This is a genomic window from Actinomycetota bacterium, assembly GCA_041658565.1.
In the GTDB taxonomy this organism is placed as follows: Bacteria; Actinomycetota; AC-67; order AC-67; family AC-67; genus JBAZZY01.
Genome location: JBAZZY010000023.1, coordinates 15,313 through 33,561, shown reverse-complemented (window position 1 = coordinate 33,561; position 18,249 = coordinate 15,313). Strand labels below are relative to the sequence as shown.

Annotated in this window: 19 protein-coding genes; 9 read left to right on the top strand and 10 right to left on the bottom strand. The window is 65.6% G+C overall.

Going from position 1 to position 18,249, the window contains the following annotated elements; all coding sequences use genetic code 11:
• The first annotated feature begins 1 nt into the window (after position 1).
• On the top strand, positions 2–799 hold the full coding sequence (locus WDA27_11130; protein ID MFA5891481.1) for a hypothetical protein: 798 nt from the start codon (positions 2–4) through the stop codon (positions 797–799).
• Positions 800–1,006: 207 nt separating this feature from the next.
• Here WDA27_11130 and WDA27_11125 read toward each other — a convergent pair whose 3' ends face one another.
• Together WDA27_11125 and WDA27_11120 are read right to left on the bottom strand one after the other, a co-directional pair.
• On the bottom strand, positions 1,007–1,519 hold the full coding sequence (locus WDA27_11125; GenBank protein MFA5891480.1) for a hypothetical protein: 513 nt from the start codon (positions 1,517–1,519) through the stop codon (positions 1,007–1,009).
• Between the two features lie 312 nt (positions 1,520–1,831).
• On the bottom strand, positions 1,832–3,589 hold the full coding sequence (locus tag WDA27_11120; protein ID MFA5891479.1) for an acetyl-CoA carboxylase biotin carboxylase subunit: 1,758 nt from the start codon (positions 3,587–3,589) through the stop codon (positions 1,832–1,834).
• Between the two features lie 61 nt (positions 3,590–3,650).
• On the opposite strand from WDA27_11120, the gene WDA27_11115 reads away from it, so the two are divergent.
• From WDA27_11115 to WDA27_11105, 3 genes are read left to right on the top strand one after another with little or no spacing between them, the layout of a single operon-like run.
• A complete protein-coding gene (locus WDA27_11115; protein MFA5891478.1) occupies positions 3,651–4,439 on the top strand; it encodes a biotin--[acetyl-CoA-carboxylase] ligase in 789 nt (262 codons plus the stop codon).
• Positions 4,440–4,472: 33 nt separating this feature from the next.
• On the top strand, positions 4,473–4,856 hold the full coding sequence (locus WDA27_11110; protein MFA5891477.1) for a VOC family protein: 384 nt from the start codon (positions 4,473–4,475) through the stop codon (positions 4,854–4,856).
• On the top strand, positions 4,754–5,215 hold the full coding sequence (locus WDA27_11105) for a pyridoxamine 5'-phosphate oxidase family protein (GenBank protein ID MFA5891476.1): 462 nt from the start codon (positions 4,754–4,756) through the stop codon (positions 5,213–5,215). Before WDA27_11110 ends, WDA27_11105 begins: the two co-directional genes overlap by 103 nt.
• 13 nt (positions 5,216–5,228) lie before the next feature.
• Here the strand turns inward: WDA27_11105 and WDA27_11100 are convergent, their stop codons facing one another.
• Genes WDA27_11100 through WDA27_11090 form a run of 3 tightly spaced genes read right to left on the bottom strand, consistent with a single transcriptional unit; the run spans position 5,229 to position 7,964 of the window.
• Positions 5,229–6,092, bottom strand: a complete 864-nt coding sequence (locus WDA27_11100; protein ID MFA5891475.1) for a hypothetical protein — start codon at positions 6,090–6,092, stop codon at positions 5,229–5,231.
• Positions 6,089–7,615, bottom strand: a complete 1,527-nt coding sequence (locus WDA27_11095) for a hypothetical protein (GenBank protein MFA5891474.1) — start codon at positions 7,613–7,615, stop codon at positions 6,089–6,091. The genes WDA27_11100 and WDA27_11095 overlap by 4 nt, the downstream gene beginning before the upstream one ends.
• Positions 7,608–7,964 carry a hypothetical protein gene (locus WDA27_11090; GenBank protein MFA5891473.1) on the bottom strand — a complete coding sequence of 119 codons (357 nt, stop codon included), beginning with the start codon at positions 7,962–7,964 and terminating at the stop codon, positions 7,608–7,610. Before WDA27_11090 ends, WDA27_11095 begins: the two co-directional genes overlap by 8 nt.
• A 219-nt stretch (positions 7,965–8,183) precedes the next feature.
• On the opposite strand from WDA27_11090, the gene WDA27_11085 reads away from it, so the two are divergent.
• From WDA27_11085 to WDA27_11070, 4 genes are all read left to right on the top strand, one after another.
• On the top strand, positions 8,184–8,993 hold the full coding sequence (locus WDA27_11085) for an enoyl-CoA hydratase-related protein (protein MFA5891472.1): 810 nt from the start codon (positions 8,184–8,186) through the stop codon (positions 8,991–8,993).
• Positions 8,990–9,742 carry a glucose 1-dehydrogenase gene (locus WDA27_11080; protein ID MFA5891471.1) on the top strand — a complete coding sequence of 251 codons (753 nt, stop codon included), beginning with the start codon at positions 8,990–8,992 and terminating at the stop codon, positions 9,740–9,742. The genes WDA27_11085 and WDA27_11080 overlap by 4 nt, the downstream gene beginning before the upstream one ends.
• A gap of 76 nt (positions 9,743–9,818) precedes the next feature.
• Positions 9,819–10,052 (top strand): DUF6364 family protein, encoded by a 234-nt coding sequence (locus tag WDA27_11075; protein ID MFA5891470.1) that lies wholly within the window; start codon positions 9,819–9,821, stop codon positions 10,050–10,052.
• Positions 10,030–10,482: a PIN domain-containing protein gene (locus WDA27_11070; protein MFA5891469.1), complete on the top strand. Its 453-nt coding sequence runs from the start codon at positions 10,030–10,032 to the stop codon at positions 10,480–10,482. The genes WDA27_11075 and WDA27_11070 overlap by 23 nt, the downstream gene beginning before the upstream one ends.
• A gap of 16 nt (positions 10,483–10,498) precedes the next feature.
• On the opposite strand, the gene WDA27_11065 is transcribed toward WDA27_11070, so the two are convergent.
• Positions 10,499–12,949: an EAL domain-containing protein gene (locus WDA27_11065; GenBank protein ID MFA5891468.1), complete on the bottom strand. Its 2,451-nt coding sequence runs from the start codon at positions 12,947–12,949 to the stop codon at positions 10,499–10,501.
• Positions 12,950–13,080: 131 nt separating this feature from the next.
• Positions 13,081–13,851, bottom strand: a complete 771-nt coding sequence (locus WDA27_11060) for a class I SAM-dependent methyltransferase (protein MFA5891467.1) — start codon at positions 13,849–13,851, stop codon at positions 13,081–13,083.
• A gap of 42 nt (positions 13,852–13,893) precedes the next feature.
• Here WDA27_11060 and WDA27_11055 point away from each other — a divergent pair, with 42 nt between their 5' ends.
• Entirely contained in the window at positions 13,894–15,042 is a 1,149-nt protein-coding gene (locus WDA27_11055; GenBank protein ID MFA5891466.1) for an acyl-CoA dehydrogenase family protein, read from the top strand.
• Here the strand turns inward: WDA27_11055 and WDA27_11050 are convergent.
• Genes WDA27_11050 through WDA27_11040 form a run of 3 tightly spaced genes read right to left on the bottom strand, consistent with a single transcriptional unit; the run spans position 15,039 to position 18,185 of the window.
• Positions 15,039–15,683 carry a hypothetical protein gene (locus WDA27_11050; protein MFA5891465.1) on the bottom strand — a complete coding sequence of 215 codons (645 nt, stop codon included), beginning with the start codon at positions 15,681–15,683 and terminating at the stop codon, positions 15,039–15,041. The genes WDA27_11055 and WDA27_11050 overlap by 4 nt on opposite strands.
• Positions 15,680–16,864 carry a TrkA C-terminal domain-containing protein gene (locus tag WDA27_11045; GenBank protein ID MFA5891464.1) on the bottom strand — a complete coding sequence of 395 codons (1,185 nt, stop codon included), beginning with the start codon at positions 16,862–16,864 and terminating at the stop codon, positions 15,680–15,682. The genes WDA27_11050 and WDA27_11045 overlap by 4 nt, the downstream gene beginning before the upstream one ends.
• Before the next feature lies 1 nt (position 16,865).
• A complete protein-coding gene (locus WDA27_11040) occupies positions 16,866–18,185 on the bottom strand; it encodes a magnesium transporter (protein ID MFA5891463.1) in 1,320 nt (439 codons plus the stop codon).
• Between the last annotated feature and the right edge of the window lie 64 nt (positions 18,186–18,249).

Genomic DNA, 18,249 nt, shown 5'->3' with positions numbered 1-18,249 from the left:
AGTGACAAACAACGAACTCCCTCTTCGGCTTGTGGTGCTCGGTGACAGCACTGCGTTCACCACCGATCGCGGCCCGCAGTTGCCTTTCGACCCTGAGCTGTATCCGAACGTGATAGCCGAGGTGCTTGAGCGCGGTCTCGGACGACCGGTGCAAACCACGGTGATCGCGCGCCCCGGGGCCGACACCCGGGACGCTTGGCGGATGGTTACCAAGGACCGCCACATTCAGTTTGAGGTCCTGATGGGCGCCGACGCAGTGGTGGTCGCCTGCGCGAACTTCGACAACGCCCCGGCCGGAGTTCCTCCGGTCCTGGAGGCGATCGTGCCGTACTTGCGGACTCCTTGGCTTCGTCGGCGCGCGCGAGTGCTGCTGCAATCCACACACCCCTGGGGGGTTGCGATCAGCGGCGGCAGGTTCTCGCGCACTCCGCTCAATGAGTTCTTGCGAATGTTCGACGGGTTGCTGTTCCAGGTTCGCGCTTTGGCTCGCAACGCCGCGGGCGTGGTGATGGGTCCCATAGGTCATAACTCGGCTTACTACGGATTCACCCATCCCAAGAGGGCCGAGCGCGAGCAGTTGCAGTTCGCGATCGCCAAGCGTCACGGGTTCCCGACAGTTGCGTCGTGGCCGTTTATTGAACCTGCGGCCGACCGGCTGAACCCGGACGGAATCCACTGGCCTGCCGACGTTCACCGCGCGGTGGGCGAGGCCCTCGCGGCTCCGTTGCTTGCTCAGCTAAAGGGAGAAGCCGAACGCCCCAAGGCCCCGCAAGTAGGAGATCCGCTGCCCGGCACCTGAGGCGACCCTCGGCCCGGCGCGAGAAGTTCACCGAGCTGGTTACCCTACATTACTCGGGGGGGGGACTGCCCCAGGTTCGGTTGACTCCAGCAATGTGTGAGGATACGTCCTCACCGGAAGGAAGGCCGACATGCCCAAAGCGTTCCCTGAAGAGTTCCGCCGCGACGTCGTCGCTGTGGCCCGCAAATGGACGAGCGTCGCAGAGTGTCAACGTGCATCGCCGATCGACCGGGCCAGTTCTTCCCAGTTCATTGGTCTGATCCATACTTCGAGGAGACGTCCCTGGTGAAGAACTACTTGCGTGTCGGTGGCGAACTCGACGGCCACGGTCGAGACCTCCGTCTCCTCCCTCCCCGAACAGAACCATCCCGTAGAGGGGTCGAACCGCTCAATCCACGGACCAGAGTCAACGGGCATGCCGGTGCCCGAGACCAGCCTGGATTCAGATGAAGCACTCAAGGCCCCAAACGACGCCGCAGGAGGCGCAAGGCGCGTCATCGTCCATCCCATGGCAGGGCAGTACCCCGAGACATAGAGACAGCGAGAACTAGCTATCGCCACCTCTATCCCAAGTGTGTTCAGGAGGAGTGCAACGTGACCTTGATGCCCCGCCCCTTCGGGGATCTCCTTCAGGTCGAAGTTGAACGCATGATCTGAGATGGAGTAGAAGGGGGTGCCTTCAGTCGGCCTCCCTGCAACAGGTCCAAGCGTCACGCTCATTGCGCCCTGCTCTCGCTAGGTACTTGGGAATAGGGAGTGAAGAATCGTGTTTGTCTTTGACTGAAACAACGGACCGATTCTCCTCGGAGGCGACAGGCGAGTCAACATGGCCAACCCATGGATCTCTGACCGGGGCAGAGAGGGTTCGCATACGGGTTGCGAGTTCCCCCCGAGAAATCGTAATGAGCTGCTGCTGCTGCTCTCATCTCACTCGCCTCTGTTCATACTGCGCGCGTTCATCCTTGTCTGCTCTCCGTGCGGAGATGCGGGATGAGCTTCGCTGACAGCGGGAGTCCACCCGACCCTTCCGAGTCAGGCGATGACGACGAGGACCGAGTTGGTCTCGACGTTTTGACCGGCTTTCACTGCGACCTTGGAGACGGTTCCCGCGCGCGGGGCGTTGATGTGGTTTTCCATCTTCATCGCCTCGAGCACGATCAGCAGGTCTCCCGCCTTGACTTGGTCGCCGTCCTTCACGACCGTCTTCACGATGGTGCCCTGCATCGGCGCGGTCACCTTGGTTTCGCCATCGTGGGTTCCGGCGCGCGCCTCCGCGGTCGGAGCCGTCGGCTTTGCGCCCTGCGCGGTGGGGCCCGCCCCGACCGGTCCTAGGCCGTGAACCTCGACGGTGAAGAACTTGCCCTCGACCTCGACGCCGACGGTGCGCGGCGCATCTATCGCCGGCGCCCCTACCTTGACCGGCGCAGGCACGATCAAATCGCTGAGGTGCATTTCCTTCTCGACGTAGGCGGTGTGGACATCCCCGGAGACGAAGCCGGGATCTTCCATAACGCGGCGGTGGAAGGGAATCGTGGTGCGAACGCCTTCGATCACGAACTCATCCAGCGCACGAATCATGCGGCGGCGGGCTTCTTCGCGGTCGGCGCCCCAGGTGATGAGTTTCGCGATGAGCGAGTCGTAGGAGCGCGAGATCTCGGTGTCGGGTCCGAAGCCTGAGTCCACGCGTACGCCGGGGCCGGTGGGCGCGCGGTAGGCGCCGATCCGCCCCGGCGCCGGAAGGAAGCGACCCTTAGAGGGATCCTCGGCGTTGATTCGGACCTCGATGGCGTGGCCGCGCGGGGCGATCTCCTCTTGCGTCCACGGCAACTTCTCGCCGGCGGCGATGCGAATCTGCCACGCCGCGAGGTCGATACCGGCGCACATTTCCGTGACCGGGTGCTCGACTTGCAGTCGCGTGTTCATTTCCATGAAGTAGAAGCGGGTCTTGTCGGCGTCGAGCATGTACTCGACTGTGCCTGCGTTGACGTACCCGACTTGGCGCGCGATCGAGCAGCTTGCTTCGGCGATGCGCGCGCGCACCTCCGGCGACACCGCGGGCGAGGGGGACTCCTCGACCAGCTTCTGGTGGCGGCGCTGCAGCGAGCAGTCGCGCTCGCCCACAAAGATCACGTTTCCGTGCTTGTCTGCAAGGATCTGCGCCTCGACGTGGCGCGCGCCCGAGAGGTATCGCTCGATGTATATCTCGTCGCGCCCGAAGGCCAACTTGGCTTCGCGCTGCGCGCCGGCTACCGCGTCCTCAAGATCTTTCTCTTCGCGGATTACTTTGAAGCCTCTGCCTCCTCCGCCGAACGCGGCCTTAATCGCGATCGGGTAGCCGTGCTCTTTCCCGAAGGAGCGGACCTCTTCGATGTCGGCGACCGGGTCCAGGGTTCCCGGCACGATGGGCGCGCGCGCGGCTTCGGCAACGCGGCGCGCGGAAATCTTGTCACCCATCGAAGTGATCGCGGTGCTTGGCGGGCCGACGAAAGCGATACCGGCGTCCTCGCAGGCGCGCGCGAAGTTCTCGTTCTCGGCCAGGAACCCGTAGCCGGGGTGGATCGCCTCGGCGCCCGCTCGCTCGGCGACTTCCAGGATCTTCTCGATGTTCAGGTAACTGGCGGCCGGAGCCGCCTCGCCCAGGAGGTAAGCCTCGTCGGCCATCGCGACATGTAGAGCTTCGCGGTCGACGTCGGAGTAAACGGCCACGGATCCGACGCCGAGGTCTCGGCACGCGCGAATCACGCGGATGGCGATTTCCCCGCGGTTGGCGATGAGCACCTTAGAGAACATGGGCTCGCGCAGGATAACAGAGCCTCGCCTCCGGCCTGTATCCGCCTTGATAATGGACGGCGTGTCTGTATCCGAGGAATTCGCCGACCGGTTCCGCGGCGCGCTGTCCGCAGTCTGTTCGCTCGTCGTGGTTCGGAACCAGACGGTCTCCACCAACGACGATGCTCGGGAACTGGCACAGGCCGACGCTCCGCACCTGAGCGTCGTTGTCGCGCGCGAGCAGACCGCCGGTCGCGGCCGACTGGCGCGCGCCTGGGTGTCGGAGCCGGGGGAAGGGTTGACCATCTCCTGGGTTCTGCGTCCGACGCTGCCTTTGGAGTCCTGGCCGCTGATCCCGTTGATCGCCGGGGTGGCGGTGGCGCGCGCTGTGCGTGCCGAGACCGGGGTTCAGGTGGTGCTGAAGTGGCCGAACGACGTGCTCGTGGAGAACCGCAAGCTCGGTGGCATCCTCGCCGAGGCTGCCCTTCCAGACTTCGTTGTGGTGGGGCTTGGGTTGAACCTCGCGCAGGCCGAGTTCCCCGAGGACCTGAGACAAACGGCGACCAGCCTGACGATGCAGGGGGTCAATGACGTCGACGGTGCCTCGCTGGCGGCTGCGATCTCGCGTCATCTGGAGAGCGCACTTGTGTCTCCGGGGCGCGCGCTGGACGACTACCGCGCGCTGTGCACGACGGTCGGCCGGCGGGTTCGGGTTGATCGCGCCGGCGTCGAGCCGATCGAAGGGCGCGCGGTTGAGGTGAACGGCAAAGGGGCGCTCGTCGTGCAGACAGACGTGGAAACGGTGGCGGTCACCGCCGGGGACGTGACGCATGTTCGCGACTCACTGGCTGCCGGCGAGCCCGATTGGTAGGTTCCCGGCAGCGGCGATCGAATGGAGTGCCAAATGCTCAAGCGCGTGAACAGCACGTTCTACTGGACTTGGAACATGTCGGAGTCGCTCGAGTTCTATCGCGACGTCCTCGGCCTCGATCTGAAGGTTCATTACGGCGACGACTGGGCGGAGTTCAACGTCGGCGACACCGTCCTTGCGGTCCACGGCGCGCGCGGTGGTGTTTCGGCGGCGATGGGCGCGACGGTCGTGTTCGAGGTGGACGACATCGAGATCACGATGCGCGCGCTCGCCGGACGCGGAGTGGAGTTCCTCGGCGGCATAACCGACGTTCCATACCTCGGCCGCTTCGCTTCTTTCCGCGATCCGGACGGAAACGTGTTGCAGATCTTCGAACCGGGGCCACCCCATCCCGTCACCAACGAGGGGGCGTCCTGACCGACTGGCAGGGGTTCCTGGCCGACCGGCCGATCGCCGTTCTTGCGACCGTCGGACCGGACGGCACCCCGCACGCCGTTCCCGTCGAAGTCGTGGTGGCGCGCGCGCGCGTGTGGTGCTGGTGCGGCTCGGACTCGGTGAAGGCTCGCAACGTCGAGAGATCGGGACGCGCGGCACTGGTCGCATACAAGGGTGAGCGGTTCGCGCTGGTTCGCGGTCCGGCCCGTTTGGTGCGCGCCGGTGAGCCCGAATACGACGAGATAACGCAGGCGTTCCTGGCGAAGTACGGGCGCGAGGAGACGTACGGCAACGACGTGCTGGTGGAGATCACCCCGGCGCGCGTGAGCGCGGGGGAGTAGGGGAAAGCCACCCCTACACCGACACCTTCACGCCGGCGATGGCGATCTCCGGGTAGATGCCTTGATAGCTGGCCCTGAAGGAATACGTGCCCGCCCCCGACGCGAAGGGGATGAGGTCATTGGATACGTTGCCGGACCGTGTGGGTGTTGAGTAGTCCAAGGACATGTGCCGGCCGACCGCGGGGCCAATCACGCCCGCGTTGATGACGCCCACGACGAGGTTGCGTGACGTAGAGAACGAGTGCGAGATGCCGCTCGCGTACCCGACGCCCGGAGGAGCGTAGACCTGCGTGCCACCCGTGAACTCGGTGTGGTCGATGTCGAACAGCTCGCCGTCTCCGATCGGCTCGCACGAGTGGTCTCCACGCACGCCGATGCTGCCGCCCCACTCGCTCGGGCCAAGCACCCCCTCCCCCTTGCCCACCCCGAATCCAACGCCGTAGTAGGGGCCGGGGGGAAGGTATGCAGGGATGTAAACCCACTCGGTAGCAAACGGGCCGTCGGGTGCCGGAACGTAGTGCTCGAACCGGTGTCCGGCCGCTTGGACGACAACACGCGGCGGAGACCAACCCCCGTTTATGATCCACCACGCTCTGACCTCGAGGGTGGCCGCCTCGACGAGCATGATGCCCACAATTGAGTGCCAGCTTTCTTCATCGTGCACAGGTTTCAGTGCGCTCTTGACGCGGATTCCGAGGCCGATGTAGTCGTTTCCCTCCATTACCTGCATCCGTACGACCTTAAAGCCTGGAGCAAGGCCTCCGAAAGTGCAGGTGATGCCTGCGGATGCTGTCGATGGGACGGCCACCGCGGCAACCATCACCAGCGCCGCTACGAGCGCACGTCTGCGACCACGTCCTTGGGCTCGTCGCCTCATGGGCACACCACCGTCCCGTCCACGGTGACGCACGCCAGATCGGTCGCCACCACGTGCTGTGGACCCACCGGCGGGTTGAGCGTCACACGGAGTTCGTCTCCCGCGACCACCGACACAAGGCCGTCGAGGACTTGGTTGGATGATGCGTTCAGGCCGTCGTCCCCGTCGTAGTTGGTTCCAACGTCATATCGCTGGGTGCGAACCGGGGGAACACCAGACATTGCATACTGCAGCGCGTGCACGCTCGTGCCCTCCCCGATGTAGGCGTAGGTGGCCCCGCCGGCGGCCCCCGCCGAGCGGATGGCCGCATCCGTGATGGGCAAGTAGGCGAAGAAGCGGCCGTTGACGCGGATGCCTTCGTAGCCCAGCAGCAGCCCAGCGCGGGTTTCCGTCGTGCAGACATCACCCCACGTTGGGTCGTCCGGCTTGCACGCGTAGTCGGTGACTCCCAACCCCGGATCATAGAGACGATCCACGGCAGGATTGATCAAGCTTGCCCCGTCGAGCCGCTTCAGGCCCGCAAAGTATGAGGGGTCGCCGGATAGCACTGCGTCACGCTTGGTGGGGTCGGCGGGCAGGTTGTTCTTGGGGACGTGGATTCCGGCGGTGATCTCCTCACACTCGGTGCCAAGGGAAACGAAGTCCGCTACCTGTGGATCCCAGCGCTTGCGCGTGCGGCAGTAGGAGGGGTCGAGGTTGGCTAGCACGTCATGGTTCGTCGACCACTTGGTTGCGAGGCTGATGTTGAGGGTCCCGGGAACGTCCGGTGCCCCCTCGTAGTCCCCCCAGGCACGCTTTGCGAACGTGAGGATCTCAAGCCCCAAGTTGCAGATCTCAACATGTGCCTTGCTGACCACGCCGGAGGAGACCCACGAGGTCGGGATGACGACGAAGGTGATCGTGCCGGTCCGCGTGCCTGCGGGGGCGATGAATGCGGTCTCGATGCGCGCCGAGCCGCTGCGCCCGGTGGCCTGCACTCCCGCCGGCACCGACACGCCGGGATCTCCCGCTACGAGCAGGGACCCCTGCGGGCCGTCACCTTGTAGCGCATTGCCTCCGACGCTGGATGCGACGTAGATCAAGGCGTTTTCCGCTCTGTAGCTGAAGCTCGCGCCCAGCACCACGTCGCGGGTCGGGTTCGGCAGGGTAAAGGTGTAGGTTGCGGTCCCGATCGGCAGTGCCCCCTGGGGGGTGAGGTCGAAGTTGGCCTGGGCCGCCTCGGTGAGGTCGGGGCTTCGGCACATGGGTCCTCCCGACGTCCACATCCACCCGGATCCCGCGGGCTGCTTGCAAGTCTCGTCAAGGGCAAGACCGACCAGATCGTTGAGCCGTTCGGTGGTCCCGTCGGTTGGGACGCTGAGGCCGCAGAACTTGAAGTCCGCATACTTGACCAGATCGATCTGGCGTGTGGCGATGCCTGCGGGAACACTGAACGTGGCGTCGCCGCAGTAGGTGTCCACCCGAATGGCGCCTTCAATCGTCGCGCAGAGATCCGTCTGCGGGTCCACGAATGACTCAGGCATTGCCGACGGGATCACTCGTGGCGCCGGTGATCCTGGATAGCAGCTCCGGGGGGAAGACGGATGCTTGAACACCGGTCCCAAGCACGAGGATACGGGGGCCTGCGGCAAAGGATGGCGGCGAGAGCTGCATGCTCTGGGTTCGCGCGACAGAGGTGTTGACCCGCGCTCCCGTCGATGGGTATTGGGTAGCGACGTTCGAGTTGAGTCTGGTGAGGTTCATCTGTGCCGCGAACGACGGCTGGGGCTGCGGAAGTCCACCAGCAAACGTTGCGAGAAGGACGACCAATACGCCATAGGCGCGCGCGCGCACGCGTCTGCCTGTCTGCGTGCGTGTGCGTGTTGCCTCCATCGAGGTCCCCCGCGATCGGCCTGCGAATTCCCCGACCACTTCGACGCGCGCTCGGGCGCTCCTCCCCCCCGGGGCAGAGATGTCCCTTCCGGCATGATGTGTGCACGCTGACGATGTGCCTCGGGGAGGAAGGGTCGACGGTCACGTGGTCTCCCTCACGATTCCGGCGGATCGGACGGACGGGACTAGAATCGTCACACCGAGGGGGGGGAGGGTGTCGTGAGCGACTTCGAGGACGTCCTGTACGAGACCGAAGGCGGCATCGCCTGGGTCACCATCAACCGGCCCGAGCGCATGAACGCGTTTCGCGCGCGCACCATCGAGGAACTGATCGCGGCGTTCAAGCGTGCGTGGGCGGACACGGCTGTCGGAGTGGTCGTGCTTACCGGAGCGGGGGAGAAAGCGTTCTGTGCCGGCGGCGACCAAAAGCAGCGCGCCGAGACCGGAGATTACGGCCCCTCTGACAGCGGGCTGTTCGAGGTGCAGGCACTGCACCGCATCATTCGCGACATCCCCAAGCCGGTGATCGCAGCAGTCAACGGCGTCGCCATCGGAGGGGGGCACGTCTTGCACGTGCTGTGCGATCTCTCTATCGCGTCGTCCACCGCGCGCTTTGCCCAAGTGGGGCCGAGGGTGGGCTCGTTCGACGCGGGGTTCGGCAGCGCCTACCTGGCCCGGCTCGTCGGGGAGAAGCGCGCGCGCGAGATGTGGTACTTGTGCCGCCAGTACAGCGCCGAGGACGCGCTGCAGATGGGTCTGGTGAACGTCGTGGTTCCGCCCGAGCGGCTTCGCGAGGAGGCGCGCGCGTGGGCCGAGGAGATCCTTGACAAGAGCCCCACCGCCATCCGCTTCCTCAAGCACTCCTTCAACGCGGCCTCGGAGGCCATCGGCGGGATTGGGGCCGTCGCGTTCGCCGGGCTGGACACGTTCGAGGAAACCGAGGAGGCGGGCGAGGGTCCGCGCGCGTTCGTAGAGAAACGTCCGCCCGACTTCCGCAAGTTCCGCCGTCCCATGCGGGGCGACGCGTGAGCGCGCCCCTGCACGACCGCGTGGCCATCGTCACCGGGGGCGCTAAGGGGATCGGGCGCGCGGTGTGCGCGCGCCTGGCCGAACTGGGCGCCGCAATCGGGATCATCGACATGGACGCCGAAGGTGCCGCGCGCGCGGCCGCCGAGTTGCCCCGGGCCGTTTCCGTGGCTGCCGACGTGGCCGACTACGGAGACGTGCGCGCGGCCGTAGGGGCGATCCTGGACGCTTTCGGACGCGTCGATGTTTTGGTGAACAACGCCGGTTGGGACCGGATCCAGCCTTTCTTGGAGAACGACCCCGAGGTGTGGGATCGTTTGATCGGGGTGAACCTGCGAGGAGTCTTCAACGTCACTCACGTGGCGGTCCCGCACTTGATTGAGGCGGGTGGAGGCCGGGTGGTGAACATCGCGTCGGACGCCGGGCGGGTCGGCTCGTCGGGCGAGGCGGTCTACTCGGCGTGCAAGGGCGGCGTGATCGCGTTCACCAAGACGCTCGCGCGCGAGGTCGCGCGAAAGGGCGTGACGGTGAACTGCGTGTGCCCCGGTCCGACCGACACCGCGCTCCTGGACGAGATCCGCGGCGCGGAGTCGGGCCAGAAGATCATCGACGCTATCGTGCGCGCCACGCCGGTCGGCCGCTTGGCCCAGCCCGAGGACATCGCAGCGGCCGTCGCGTTCTTCGCGACCGCTCCCGGTCACGTGACAGGCCAGGTCTTGAGCGTCTCCGGCGGCCTCACCATGGCCGGCTGAGATGTGTGGGATCTACGTGTGCCACGTGATATCCTGTGGTAGGACTTCTTGTGTGCCGGCGACGGAGTGATTCGAGATGGCAAAACGGAATCTGACGCTGCAGTTGGAGGACGATGTTATTTCGCGCGCGAAGGTGGTGGCCGCGAAGCGAGGAACATCGATCAGCGGACTGGTCGCCGCTCAACTCCAAGAACTGGTCGAGCGGGATTCGAGGTACGAGGATGCCATGGGCCGCGCCCTCGACGCGTTGAGAGGGGCGACCCGCCGCAGCGGGCGCCGCTGGAGTCGTGAGGATCTACACGCGCGGTAGCAAGTCGATGCCCGAATCGCTCACGTTCGTCGACACGAACATCTTGGCGTACGCGCACGATCAAACTGAGATGTCCAAGCAATCGGTTGCGGCGGCCCTGCTTGAGTCACTGTGGCAGACCCGTACCGGAGTGATCAGCACGCAGGTGCTTCAGGAGTTCTACGTCGTCGCGACCCGGAAGTTCCGGCCCGCCCTCACGCGCGCCTACACACGCGCGCTGGTGGCGGCCTACTCGGAATGGACTCTCGTTCAGGTCGATGCGCCTTTGATCATCGAGGCGTCGGATTTAGAGGAGCGCCATCAGCTTTCGTTCTGGGATGGGCTAATCCTGGCCTCCGCGCGCCGGGCGGGGGCCTCCCGCATCGTGTCGGAGGACTTCCAGACGGGTCGTCGTCTCGCGGGCGTGCGGATCGAGAATCCGTTCGCCTGACGGCGAGCGCGCGACCTCAGCCGAGTTGGGAAGCGGTGCCGGTTGCTTCCGTCTCCCGTTCGAGCATGGTCTCGATCTGATCGCGTGGAACCGCCGGGGAAAAGAAGAAACCCTGGCCCATTGCGCAGCCGAGCTGCTTGAGTTGGGCCACCTGCTCGGGGCGTTCGATGCCCTCGATGATCGTCGTGAGGCGCAGCGTCCGGGCCAGCTTCTCGACCGCGCCCATGAACGCGGTCTCTTCGACGCCGGTGCCGACGCCGTCGACGAACGCCTTGTCGACCTTCAGCATGTCCACGGGGAAGCGCCGCAGGTAACTCAGCGAGGAGTAGCCGGTCCCGAAGTCATCGATCGCCAGCCGCACGCCGATGCTCTTCAGCGCGCTCAGCTTTTGGATCGTCGACTCCGCGTCGAGCATGAGCAGGCTCTCGGTGATCTCGAAGATGAGGCTGCGCGGGTCGGCGTCGTAGGTGGCGATTGCGTCCGTGACCTCGTCGAAGAGCTTCGGGTCCTGGAGCTGGCGCGCCGAGACGTTGACACTGACGATCAAGGGGCGGTTGGGGAACGCGCGACGCCATTCGCCGGCCTGACGGCATGCGCGCCGGATCACCCAGTGGTCGAGGCGAAGCACGAGACCCGTCGCTTCCGCCAGCGGGACGAAGGACTCCGGCAGCAGCATCCCGCGATCGGGGTGATTCCAACGCACGAGGGCTTCGACGCCGGTCATCTCATCGGTTTGAAGATCCACGATCGGCTGGTAGTGCAGCACGAACTCCTCACGGTCGAGCGCGCGTCGCAGGTCGGCCTCCAGCTCGAGGCGATCCAGCAGCGCTGAATGAAGGTCCGGGCGGAAGATCGCGTAGTGAGCGTCGTGGTCGTTCTTCACGCTGTACATGGCGACGTCGGCGTTGCGCAGAAGGTCTTCGACCGAATCGTCGGCCGACTCGCTGATTGCGATGCCGATGCTTGCGGTGATGAACAGGTCTTTGGCCTGCACGTGGAAGGGCGCGCGCAGTGCTTCGACGATGCGGTCGGACACGCGCGCCGGCGCCGTCATGTCCGTGCAGTCCTCGATGAGGATGCCGAATTCGTCTCCCCCGAGGCGCGCGGGGGTGTCCTCGGGGCGCAGGCAGGCGCGAACGCGTTCGGCGACCTGAACGAGGAGTTCGTCCCCGGCGGGATGCCCGAGCGAGTCATTCACCCGCTTGAAGTCGTCGAGGTCCAGGAAGAGCACCGCAACGGGGGCGAGGTGGCGGCGCGAACGCGCGAGGGCGTGCTCGACGCGGTCGTGAAACAGCGTGCGGTTCGCCAATCCGGTGAGTGCGTCGTGATAGGCCCAGTACGTGAGTTGCTCCTGGAGGCTCTTGCGCTCGCTGATGTCGCGGGTGTTAAGGACGAATCCATGAATATTGGGATCGTCGAGCATGTTGTTGGCGACGGTCTCGCATGGGAGCCACTTCCCTGTGTGATGGCGCATGCTCCACTGCACCGGCGCCGCAACCCCCGGGATGTCCTGCCACTGCGCCAGGATCCCCGAGAAGCGCGGCGCGTCGTCGGGGTGCAGTATTCCGCGGAGGTCGCGCCCGACCATATGGTCGGGCGCGTATCCGAACACACGCCCGGCCGCGGGACTCTGGTAATGGACGACACCCTCGTCATCGATGATTGTGACGACGTCGGACGAGTTCTGTACGAGCGAGCGGAAGCGCTCCTCGCCGTGTCGGAGCGCGATCTCCGCGGCGCGGCGCTCTTCGAGTTCTGCGTGCAAAGCGGTGACGGCGTTTGCGAAGTTTGAACGTACGGTTCGCCGCAGCGACGCCGCCAGCACGGCTCCGATCGCGAACGCGAGTCCGGCGAGCGCGAGCAAGAGGCGCTGCGCGGAGGCGCGTGCTTCGGCGAGTGATGCCGAGATTGCGTAGGCGCTTCGCTGCTCTCGGTCGCGGGCGAGTTTCGCGCGCATCTCAATCTCGCGGAGCGTTGGATCCATCGCTCCGACGACGGTTCCGATGTCGTCGCGCGAGGCGTTCTTTGCGCGCGCGAACTGCACGTTCAGTTCCGAAAGGTCTTCACGGATTGCCGTGAGTGAGTTGCGATCAACAAGGCCGTCCAACCGCAACGCCGCGTCGATCTGTCGTTCGAACTGAAGGCGTCTTGACGCGACGGCGCCGTAGTCGGCGGTACGCACTAGGCGTTCGGTCTCACCGCGAAGCAGGGCAGCTTCGCGGTGAACGGCCGCGAGTCCCGCGGCGCGATTGGTCGCGATCGCCAAGGAGTCGCCGGTGTCGGCAAGGTTGCCGTAGGACTGGAACAGCAGGTTTCCAATCGCCGACAAGAGCCCGGCGAGTCCGACAAGGAGAACTGCTTGCAGAGGCCGCAGCCGGTGCGAAAGCGGGCGTCTTTCGGATCCTGCGCCGCGCGTCTCGCCCGACGCGGATTGCGCAGGACGGGCCGAGCGCTGCGATGCGACCACGTTGCCTCCATCCTCGCGCCTCACGGCGTTGCATTTGACGGCTGTCTTAAGCAACGGAGCGCGAGAGGGGGCTTCCTTATAGACACATCGGGCCATTTCTCTGGCCCGCCGCCTCGTAGTCCGGCGGGGAGTTACGCCGGATTGACGGAGTCGTCCCCGCGAACTTCCAGAATTACGTGATACCCATACTTGCGAAGGAACGGCAGGTGGCGGAACACGAAGGCATCGAGCCGCCCCAGGGCGCGCGCCAGCCAGAGCGCGCGCCGGTACCTCAGCACGTTGCGGCTGAACAACCCAAAGAAGCGGAAGTCCGGATAGTTCAGCCGAACTACGGGAAAGCGCGCCCGGATGGCGGCGTAGTCGCGCGCCACGAACGGGTGCTCGTCGATGGTTCCCAAGCGCGCGACGCCGAACCGACCGCTCAACCGTGCGCGCGCAAACCGAAGGACCGGGTTCGTAACTTGGTTCTCCAGGAACACGCCGCGGCCGCCGTGGATGAGCACACGGCGTACTTCGTCCATCGCGGGACCGATCTCGACGTGGTGAAGGATCGACTTGCCGACCGCAACGTCGAATGTGCTCGGCGCAAAGGGGAGACGTTCCATCGATGCTACGACGCCGTCGGGGGCTCGGAGTCCGTCGCGCGCCGCGCGTTCGCGCATCAGCCGCACGCTCTCGGGCGACACGTCGAAGGCGGTGACGACGCTGCCCCCGGCAGCGATCGGGATCGTCAGCTCGCCGGCCCCGCAACCACAGTCCAGCACCCGCATTCCGCTCGTGTCGCCTACCCTGGCGAGCAGGGCCTGTACGTGTTCGGTGGGGGCGGGGGTGTCGTCGCCGAACTGTGCCGAGCTGGAGGCGTCGAAGAACTCGCGTTCGCGCCGGAGGCGATCTTGATCCATCGGGCGGCAGGGTAACACGCCTGCGGTATGCTCCCGGGCGCCATGGACTTCACATTCACGCCGGAACAGGAAGCCTTCCGCGCCACTGTGCGCAATTTCGCCGAGAAGGTCATCGCACCGCGAGCCGAGGAAATGGATGCGTCGGGTGAGTTCCCCGTCGACATCGTGCGCAAGATGGGGGAACTGGGCTTGTTCGGTCTGCCTTTCCCCGAGGAGTACGGGGGAGCGGGCGCCGACTTTACGACTCTGTGCATCGCGATCGAGGAATTGGCGCGCATCGATTCCTCGATGGCGATTACTTTGGAGGCCGGGGTCGGTCTCGGCGCCATGCCGATCTGGCTGTTCGGCTCCGAGGAGCAGAAGCGAACACTGTTGCCGCCGCTGGCGCGCGGGGAGAAGATCGCCGGGTTCGGCCTTACCGAGCCGGAAGCCGGAAGCGATTCAGGTGCGACCAAGACATCGGCGGACCTTCGTGACGGGCAATGGGTGATCAACGGCACCAAGGTGTTCATTACCAACGCCGGCACGTCGATCAGCCAGCACGTGGCCGTCACCGCCGTGACCGGCATGCAGGGCGCGCGCAAAGAGATCTCCAACATCATCGTGCCGGTGGGAACGCCGGGATTCACGGCGGGCAAGAAGTACAAGAAGATGGGCTGGCACGCCTCGGACACGCGAGAGTTGTCGTTTGTGGACTGCGCGGTCCCCGAGGAGAACCTCTTGGGCGCGCGCGGCGAGGGATTCAAGAACTTCTTGATCATCCTGGACGGTGGCCGTGTTGCGATCGGCGCGCTTGCGGTCGGGATGGCGCAAGGGTGCCTGGATCAGTCGATCGCCTACGCGAAGGAGCGCAAGCAGTTTGGGCGCCCGATCGCCGAGAACCAGGCGATCGCTTTCAAGATCGCCGACATGGGTGTGAACGCCGACCTTGCTCGTCTGGCCGTGTACCGCGCCGCGTGGATGCACGACAACGGGATTCCGTTCAAGAAGGAAGCGGCCATCGCGAAGCTCTTTGCATCCGAGATCGCCGTCACCGCCGCGCGCGAGGCCGTGCAGATTCACGGAGGCTACGGATTCATGGATGAGTACCCGGTGTCGCGCTTCTACAGGGACGTCAAGGTGCTCGAAATCGGGGAAGGCACCAGCGAGGTGCAGCGGATCCTGATCTCGCGCGCGCTACTGGGTGCTTAGCTCGGTAACAATCCGTCGGTCGGCAACCCGGTGTTGACGTCGCCGGTCGGGACGCCGTTCGCAGGGACGCTCTCGACCACGAAGCGGGTCTTCAAGAACTCCTTGGTGTTGTAGGTGCGCTGCGTCATAACGCCGACGACGGCCAGTGCGAGTACGCCCGCAACCGTCGCGCCGATGATCCGTTGCCACCGGCCCAGTGAGACCGCGACACCGGCTGCGGCGGCTCCGGCTGCGGCTAATCCGGCGAGCTTGATCACAAAGGCGCGCATCGCGTCTTTGCCCTCCTCGCCTATGAACTGAGCCATGTTGTACGGGTTCTGAATGATCGCCCTGTCCGACGATACGATGGCTCTGGGGTTGACGTTGATGATCGTCGCGCGAAGGGCCAGGGGGGCCTTGTGTGTCCCGGCCTCCGCGTGGCTCGGCAGGAACTGCTCGACTTTTCGTACCGCCAGCTCGGTCTTGCCGAGGGCCGCGGGTCGCGCTTGCAGTTCCATGGTGAACGGCCCCACGTCGTACGAGCCCGTGCCGCCGGCGGCGATCGCCCCTGCCGCGCCGGAGATCCCGGCGATGAGCGTGACCAGCAGCCAAATCGCGCTCGGCTTGCGTTTCCCGGGGGCGAGTACCGACGGTTCCATCATGCCTCCTGCCGTTGACTTGCGAACAACGTCTCGAGTTCCTCGGCGCCTTCCTCTGTGCCGGCGGCGAGCACGCGGTCCGCGGCCAGGAGCATGAAGTTGCCGCGCGGGCGGTAGATCCACTTTCCCTCGCGCTGTACGGCTAGGACTTCCATGCCGACCTCAGTGCGAAGCTTCAGGTCCGCCAGCGTTCGCCCGGCGGCACTGCCCCTCTCGCCCAGTACGACCGAGACCACGATTTCGTCGGCCTCGGCAAGAGCTTCTCCGATGACCGGATGCGGGCCCTCTTCTCGTTCCACCAGGCGCGTCATCTCTTGCGCAGCGTCGGCGATGCGTTCGCTGGCGAAGGCCAGGTGCAGCAGGCCGCGCAGCGAGTCCACTTCAGCGCCTTCCTGTGCCGCGCGCAGAGCCCACCGCTCCAGCTCGTGGTTCATCTCGTCGGTGGCGTCTTCGATCGCGCTGACTTCTGCGGCAAGCCCCTGGTCGTGGAACAGAATGGCCGAGTACGTCAGCCCGACCGCGACCTCGGCTGCGTTCTTCATCTCGATGAGCAAGTCCACGGCCCGGTCGAGTCCGGTGAGCGTGCGCGGCGCGGCTTCCGCCAGCCCATGCGGCGGCGCGCCGGCGAGTGCGCGCAGCAGGTCGACGCCCTCCTCGGGTCCTTGCGCGAAGATCACGTCGCCGGGGTGCAGCACCGTGTCGCCCTCGGGCCCGAAGATCCAAGACACGTCGCGGCGGATGGCGATGACCCACATCCCCGTCTCGGTCGGCAGCTCAGCGTCCGCGAGCGCCAGGCCTTCCAGCGTGTTCTCTTCGCGAAGACGAACGCGCGCGACAACCTCCTCGGCGTGTCGCAAGTCGTCGCGAAGCTCCGCCGGAACCCCGAGGTCCTTTAGAACGACGCGCGCGATGTCCTCGGCCGCGTCTCCGATCTTGTCCATCGCCGAAGCCATCTGCAGCACGCCGGCCATGGCTTCGGCGTCCTCGCGCGATCGCGCAGCGAGGATCACGTTCGTCCGCAGTGCCTGTACGAGTTGACTCATTTCTTCGCGCAGACGCAACACTTCGGAGGCCATGTGGTCGTCGCCGAAGAACACTGAGGCGTACGCGAGGTCCACCATCAATTCGGAGGCATCCTTCGCCTCCGCGAGCAAATCCTTCACGGTCTGGGGTCTGTCACTCATCTCAGGTCACCCGAAGCAGTGAGATGCCGGCCGCGAGGCTGAGCATCCCGACGAGGTCTATTGAACTGGTCACGATCGGCACGCCGTGGTTGTCCGGGTCGAGTCCGAAGCGGAACGTGGCGACCGCAACGGCGTACGCAACTACTGCCGCTCCTATGGTGGTCATGTACCCGGCGACCAGCGACAGCGCAACCATCAGCAGCAGTCCCGGGGATGGAAGCCCCATGATTCGTGCGACGACGTGCGCGCTGACTCCGAGCAGGGTGAAGACCGACATCGCGAACGGGGCCGCCAGCGTGATATCCAGGAACGCGAGCCGGTCGGGAATCAGGCGGGGACGGATCGCGCCCATGTGGAGCTTCGACGCCAGACGTGCGGAGACGATCGAGCCGAGCGATCCGGCATCCTCGAGGAAGGGAGGGATGAGCACGACGAGCGCAGGTAGCGCCAGCAGGTGTCCGCGCATTCCCTCCACCAGCGTTCCGGCCAGCAGGTCGAAGATTCCGGCGAGCGCCAGCACGACGACGCTCTCGCGCAAGATGCGGCGAGCGATCGGCAGGTCGGTACGAATGAGCGCGACCAGTGCCCAGATGCTGAGCGCCGTGACCGCGACTCCGACAAGGAGCGTCACGTTGTGTCGCAGCGCAATGTAGGAGGCTGCAAACAGCGACGGCAGAGTCACCGTGTCGCCGATGAAGGTTACGATCGGCGCCGCGACCGAGTCGAGGTCCCACTCGCGCCGGTAGCTGGTCATCGCGAGCAGTACCGTGAGCGCCAGCACAATCGCACTCGAGACCACGCCGCCGATCACCGAGATGGCGAGGAAGTCCCACACCGAGATCGAAGGCAACCCGAACACGGCCGAGACGAGGCGTGCGGCCACGGCCAGGAACGCCGACGTCAGAATCGACAACAGGATCGAGGCGTAGGCGTTCTGGTAGAGCACGCCGGTGCGCGCGCCCGTAATGTGGAAGAGTCCCGTGTGGATGCTGGTCCCGAGCCGAGAGCCCACTGCGCCGAAGATGTTCCCGCGCATTCCGATTGCCGCCGGAACCAGGACGAGGAGGCTGGGAAGTTCTTCGAGCCGATGCGTCATGGCGGCGAGCACAATCCCGGCGATCAAGTCCCCGCCCGACGAGATCCCAAGCGCGACGAAGCCCTGCCGAAGGGTCGCTCGTTCCGCCTGCCAGTAGCGAAGCGTGGCGGCGAGTGCGCGCGCGGGGCCAAGTGCGGCGCGCGCCGGGCGTATTGCCACTCCGGCGACGCGGCGCGCGCGGGTGTTCGCCGAGCGCCTGACCCGGTCCGGGGTCGGTGTCTTCACCGAGCACCGCCTCTCGACCTCCCTTCGCCGTTCGCCGGTCGGCGAACGGCTCAGTGTAACCGGC